Genomic DNA, 5724 nt, shown 5'->3' on the forward strand with positions numbered 1-5724 from the left:
TCGCGTGGCGCCCGGCTGCTGCCGCGTACGGTGGCCGCCGGCCGCGGCTCCCGGCCGGCGGCCGTCGCGCTGCTGTCGCCGCCGGTGCCGGCACCGCCAGTCCCGTCGGCGGAGGGTAACTTCCAGCCGTCCAGCACCTGGATGACCGTCGCCTCGGGGTCGATCTCCGCCACCGACGACGGTTCGCCGAGCAGGCGCAGCATGAGCTGCTGGGCGGTCGGCCGGGCTGCGGGGGCCTTGGCCATCGCGTCCGCGACGATCTCGCGCAGCGGCGGGTCCAGCCCGTCCAGCTGGGGTGCCTCGTTGACCGCCCGGTAGAGCAGGACCTGCGCGGACGCGTCCCCGAAGGGATAACGGCCGGTCGCGGCGAAGGTGACCAGCCCGCCCCAGGAGAAGATGTCGACGGCCGGGGTGACCGTCTCGCCCTGGATCTGCTCGGGCGCCATGAACGCCGGGGTGCCGAGCTGCTGGAGGTTGCCGGTGAGGTTGCTCGCCGAGTCCAGCGCCCGCGCGATCCCGAAGTCGATCACACGGGGCCCGAAGGGGGAGAGCACCACGTTGGACGGTTTGAGGTCGCGGTGCACGATGCCGGCGCTGTGGATCGCGGTCAGGGCCGCGGCCACGCCGACCGCGAGCTGCTCGAGGTTCGCCGCCGACAGCGGGCCGCTCTCGGCGACGAACCTCGCCAGCGTCCTGCCCTCGATGAACTCGGTGACCAGGTACGGCCGCTCGGCGTCGGGCTCGGCGTCGAGCACCTCGGCGGTGCACACCCGGGCGACCCGGCGGGCCGTCTCGGCCTCCAGCCGGAACCGGGACCGGAACTCGTCGTCGCCGGCCACGTCCGCGCGGATCACCTTGATGGCCACCAGCCGGCCGGTCTCGGAGCGCCCGAGGTAGACGGTCCCCATCCCGCCCTCGCCGAGCTTGCCCAGCAGGGTGTACGAGCCGAGCTGGGCGGGGTCGTCCGGGCCCAGCGCGGTGGTCCGTACGTCCGTGGCCGCGTCCGGCGGCGCCATCGTCTGATCCACCCCCACAGCGGGTTGTGTCCCGGGGCGGGCCCGGGGTGTTTCGTTCATGGCTCGTTCACAACAGCCGGCGCCGCCGGCATCCGGACCGGCCTGCGCCGGTGCCCGCGGGTATGCGGGTATCCGGTGAAAGCCGTGGCCGCCCCTGGCCGGCCCATCCAAAAGTACTCCGCTGGTCGTGTCACTGACTCCCGGCTTTCCCCTTTCAGGGGGCATGGCATGCTGCCCGTATGCCGCAGCCGCGACGATTGTTTCCGCTGGCCGTCCGTGTGCTGGTCGCCGTGACGGCCGCTGCCGCACTGGTGGCGGTGGGATGCGGCAGTTCGGATTCACCGAAGGGCTCCGCCAGCGGCCGGCCCGCGTCCGTGCCGACCGCGGATCCCACCACGCCGGTGTGGGGTTTTCTGCGTTCGGACGATGCCGCTGCCGCCATCGGCGCCCCGCGGACGCCGGCGGCCGAGGTCCAGGCCGGTAGCTGGCAGTCGGCCGCGGGCACCAGGCAGGCGAAGGCGACGGTGATCCGCCGCGGGACGGGCCGCTACAGCGCGATCTTCCCGGGTGTCGGGGTGCCCGGCGGACGGGGCGCGGCGGTGGTGACCGCGGTCGGTGACGCGCCGGTGCACTGCCATGCCGAGGACTGGGCGCCGTCCGGCCCGGACGAGCAGGTCACCCTGGCCTGCCGGAAGCTCACCGGGGCCTACGTCGACTCCCGGTTCACCGCGCTGTTCACGTTCGCGCCGGCGTCCCACCGCCCGGCACCCAGCGAGCCGTACGCCTACTTCCGGGACGACGCGCCGAGCCAGCAGCAGGTCCGCCCGGACAACAGCTACAGCCTCGCCGGCCCCGGCACCATCGAGATCAACTGGCGTGGCATCGGCCGCTACTCGATCGACCTGATCGGCAGGCTCTACGCCCGCACCGGCAACAACCTCCAGGTCAACTCGGTCGGTTCCACGACGGTGGGATGCAGCGCGCTCGGCCGGGAGGTGCACGAGGACCGCCAGACCATCTTCGTCGGGTGCGCGAACGGGCAGACCTGGACGGACTCGCCGTTCGTCGTCGTGTACGGCAACCAGCACACGGTGATCCCGGTGGAGAACGCGGCGTTCGGGCACTCCTTCACCGGCCTGGAGGAGGCCGGCACCGGGCGGATCCTGCAGCCGCCGCTGGGGCGGACCGTCGAGGTGTGGCCCCGCTACTCCGCCAACAGCGCGAAGCGGACGAACACGGTCCGGCACGTCGCGACCGGGGTCTACGAGATCCTCTATCCCGGTGTCGGCCGGGCGCCGGACCATGTCCAGGTCACGCCGTACGGCGAGCCGACCCGCCGCTGCGCGATAGCGGAATGGGCGTCGCCGCCGACCGGAGCGGCCGGGGACGTGACGACCAGGGTCGTCTGCTTCGACCCCGACGGCAGCCGCGCCGACTCCCAGTTCAGCCTCGCCTACGTCAGCGCCGCGGGCCTGACGCCCTGAGGCCGTCTCCGGACGCCCGGTCCTGACGTCCGGGGAGACCGACGTCCGGGAAACCGGCGCCCGGAAGAGCGACGCCCGGGAAACCGGCGCCCGGAAGAGCGACGCCCGGGAAGACGGCGGGGCCAGAGCGACGTCCGGGAAGACGGCGGGGGTCAGGCGGACAGGGGCTCGCGCGGGGCGGGCAGCCCGGGCAGGCCGGCGAACTCGGCGATCAGCTCGTAGGAGCGGATCCGCGCGTCGTGCGGGTGGGCGTTCGTCACAATCATGATCTCGTCTGCCTCCGTCGCGTCGATCAGGGCGTCCAGGCTGGCGCGGACCGTCTCCGGTGACCCCACGATGTGGGAGGCGGCCACGCCGTCGGCGGCGGCCCGTTCGGCGGGCGTCCAGGGGTACGCCGCGGCCTGCTCGGGCGTGGGGAAGACGTCCGGATGGCCCTGGCGCAGCCGCAGCATCGCCAGCCGGGTCGGCCCGGCGAGCCAGTGCGCGGTCTCGTCGGTGTCCGCGCAGATGACGGCGGCGGCGACCATGGCGTAGGGCCGCTCCCGCCCCGGGGCCGGCCGGAACGACGAGCGGTACAGCGCCAGCGCCGGCAGCGTGTTCACCGGGCTGAAGTGGTGCGCGAAGGCGAACGGGAGGCCGAGGTAGCCGGCGAGCTGCGCGCTGTACCCGCTGGAGCCGAGCAGCCACACCGGTGGTGTCTCACCGTGTGGGACGGCGGTCACCGTCCGGAGCGGATGGCTGGGGGGAAAGGAGTTGCCGAGGAAGGCGACGAGCTCGGCGAGCTGCGCGGGGAAGTCGTCGGCGGACACCGGCCCGCTCGAGCGCCGCAAGGCCTGCGCGGTCGCGGAGTCGGTGCCCGGGGCCCGTCCGATGCCGAGGTCCACCCGGCCCGGGAACAGCGCCCCGAGCGTCCCGAACTGCTCGGCGATGATCAACGGTGCGTGGTTGGGCAGCATGATCCCGCCCGAGCCGACCCGGATGCTCGTGGTGGCCGCGCCGACCTGACCGATCAGGATGGACGTCGCCGAGCTGGCGATGCCGGGCATGCCGTGGTGTTCGGCCAGCCAGTACCGGTGGTAGTTGAGCTCTTCGGCCCGGCGGGCGAGGTCGAGGGTGTTGCGCACGGCCTGGGCCGGCGTCGAACCGGACACCACCGGCACCACGTCGAGAACGGACAGGGGCAGGGATCGGGAGAGGGTCACACGGGAGGTAACTCCCCGGGCTCGTGAGGATCTTCCCAGTTGCCGCCGGAAACGCCGCCGGGCCGGTAAGGTATTCCTGCCGGCCGTGACATGGCCCCCGGGCTCAACCCTTTGTCGCTGCGAGCGACCATGCGCCGAGAGGCGACCTGCGCGGCCGGCACCTCACCCTCTTGCTTCCCCGGTGCCCGGCCGGCTTGCTTCCCCGGTGCCCGGCCGGGTGCGTCCGCCTCAGGCGAACCACAGGATGTCGTCGACCGGCCGGCGGGGGGTCGCCTTCAGCGGTTCGGCGCCGGGCAGCGGGTAACCGGCCCTGATGATCATCTGGATGTGCCCCAGGCCGCCGACCGAGTGCCGCAGCAGCTCCCGGGTCACCTCGAGGTCGACGGCCTGGCCCAGCGGTGACGTCGCGATGCCACGCGCGGCCGCGGTCAGCAGCACCCGTTCCATGGCCTGGCCGGCCCGCAGCCGGTCGGCCGGGGTGTCGGCGTCGGTACCGACCAGCAGCACGACGGGACGTTCCACCCCGGTCTGCTCCAGGCGCAGGCCGGGCTCGCCGACCACGTTGAAGTCACGGACGGCGAACTCGGACTGCCGCGGCTGGTCCGAGCCGATCACCACGTCCCGGGGGATACCGTCCCGCGCCTGCGGGGCCGTCCGGCTCCACGACTCCAGCTCCGCCCGGTAGGCCGGGTCGTGGTTCTCCAGCCAGTCCGCGCGGGAGATCAGCACACTGGTGTCGATCCGCAGGTCGGTGTCGTCCACGGACACCAGCCAGGCGTCCTCCGCCTCGGCGGCCAGCCGCAGCGTCCGCAGGTGCTCCGGTTCCAGCGGGCGGGGGTCGAAGGGCCTGCGGTCGGTGCGCCGATGGTGCGTTGCCGCCAGCAGCGCCTCGTCCCGCGGGCCGGCCGGCGCGCTGCCGGTGATCCGGATCAGGGCCAGCGGCCCGGAGCCAAGGTCGTCGTCCCCGGCCGGGAAGAGCGTCACATCGGGGACGAGCCCGGCGGCGTGGACGGCGAGGCGGGCGTGCAGCAGGGCCGCGCCGCAACTGAGCAGGAGCTGCCGGCCGTCCGGGTCAGCGACGCGCAGCTGGCGGGAGGTGTCGGCGAAGAGATACAGATCACGGTCCGTCGCCCGCCAGCGCCACGGCTGGGTGTTGTGGATCGACGGAGCCAGGCCGGCCGCCTCGACGATCCCGCGGGCAAGGTCCCTGAGCAGGGTGTCGGTGCTAGTCACCACTACGACGGTATGCCCTTGGACCGGTCATGTCCCGATGCCCTCGTTTCATGGTCGTCAGGACGTCGCCGCGCGTATCGTCGGTCCGGTGGAGCCTGTCCGCGTTTTCGTTCTCGATGATCACGAGATCGTCCGGCGCGGGATGCGCGAGCTACTGGAAAGCCAGGGCGACATCAAGGTCGTGGGGGAGGCCGGTCTCGCGGCCGAAGCCCTGCGGCGCATCCCGGCGCTACGTCCAGACGTCGCCATCCTCGACGCCCGTCTGCCCGACGGCAGCGGCATCGACGTGTGCCGCGACATCCGTTCCGGCACACCGGAGGTGCCCTGCCTGATCCTGACATCCCACGACGACGACGAGGCCCTGTTCGCCGCCATCATGGCGGGCGCGGCCGGTTACGTACTCAAGCAGATCAGAGGCAATGATCTCATCGGCGCGGTCCGCACGGTCGCGTCCGGCCAGTCCATGCTCGACCCCGCCGTCACCCAGCGGGTGCTGACCCGGCTGCGCGACGGGGCACCGGAGGACCGCCTGCTGTCCACGCTGAGCGAGCGGGAGCGGCAGATCCTCGGCCTCATCGCCGAGGGGCTGACCAACCGCCAGATCGCCAGCAGAATCCATCTGGCCGAGAAGACGGTCAAGAACAACGTCTCGTCCATCCTGGAGAAGCTCGGCCTGACCAGCAGGACCCAGGCCGCGGTCTTCGCCACCAAGCTCGCCGGCTAGCCCACCGCCAGGCCCGCCGGCCAAGCCCGCCGGCAGGCCTGCTGACAAGCCCGCCGGCAGGCCTG

5 protein-coding genes are annotated in these 5724 nt (G+C 72.9%); 2 read left to right on the top strand and 3 right to left on the bottom strand.

The window, feature by feature from the left end; all coding sequences use genetic code 11:
• Positions 1-1016: serine/threonine-protein kinase (locus tag NBW84_RS17725; RefSeq protein ID WP_250285848.1), on the bottom strand; the 1016-nt coding region annotated here is incomplete at its 3' end.
• A gap of 239 nt (positions 1017-1255) precedes the next feature.
• On the opposite strand from NBW84_RS17725, the gene NBW84_RS17730 reads away from it, so the two are divergent.
• Positions 1256-2500 (top strand): hypothetical protein, encoded by a 1245-nt coding sequence (locus NBW84_RS17730; RefSeq protein WP_250285849.1) that lies wholly within the window; start codon positions 1256-1258, stop codon positions 2498-2500.
• Positions 2501-2652: 152 nt separating this feature from the next.
• Here NBW84_RS17730 and NBW84_RS17735 read toward each other — a convergent pair whose 3' ends face one another.
• Together NBW84_RS17735 and NBW84_RS17740 are read right to left on the bottom strand one after the other, a co-directional pair.
• Positions 2653-3702, bottom strand: a complete 1050-nt coding sequence (locus tag NBW84_RS17735; protein ID WP_250285850.1) for an LLM class flavin-dependent oxidoreductase — start codon at positions 3700-3702, stop codon at positions 2653-2655.
• 228 nt (positions 3703-3930) lie between these two features.
• On the bottom strand, positions 3931-4938 hold the full coding sequence (locus tag NBW84_RS17740) for an Acg family FMN-binding oxidoreductase (protein ID WP_250285851.1): 1008 nt from the start codon (positions 4936-4938) through the stop codon (positions 3931-3933).
• 85 nt (positions 4939-5023) lie between these two features.
• On the opposite strand from NBW84_RS17740, the gene NBW84_RS17745 reads away from it, so the two are divergent.
• Entirely contained in the window at positions 5024-5659 is a 636-nt protein-coding gene (locus NBW84_RS17745; protein WP_086055602.1) for a response regulator, read from the top strand.
• Positions 5660-5724: the final 65 nt, after the last annotated feature.

Origin of the sequence: Protofrankia sp. CiP1_Cm_nod2, from assembly GCF_920664355.1 — a bacterium.
In the GTDB taxonomy this organism is placed as follows: Bacteria; Actinomycetota; Actinomycetes; order Frankiales; family Frankiaceae; genus Protofrankia.

Excerpts from the sequence above, each read along its gene's own strand:
- NBW84_RS17730 (WP_250285849.1), top strand. The coding sequence starts at position 1,256 with ATGCCGCAGCCGCGACGATTGTTTCCGCTGGCCGTCCGTGTGCTGGTC.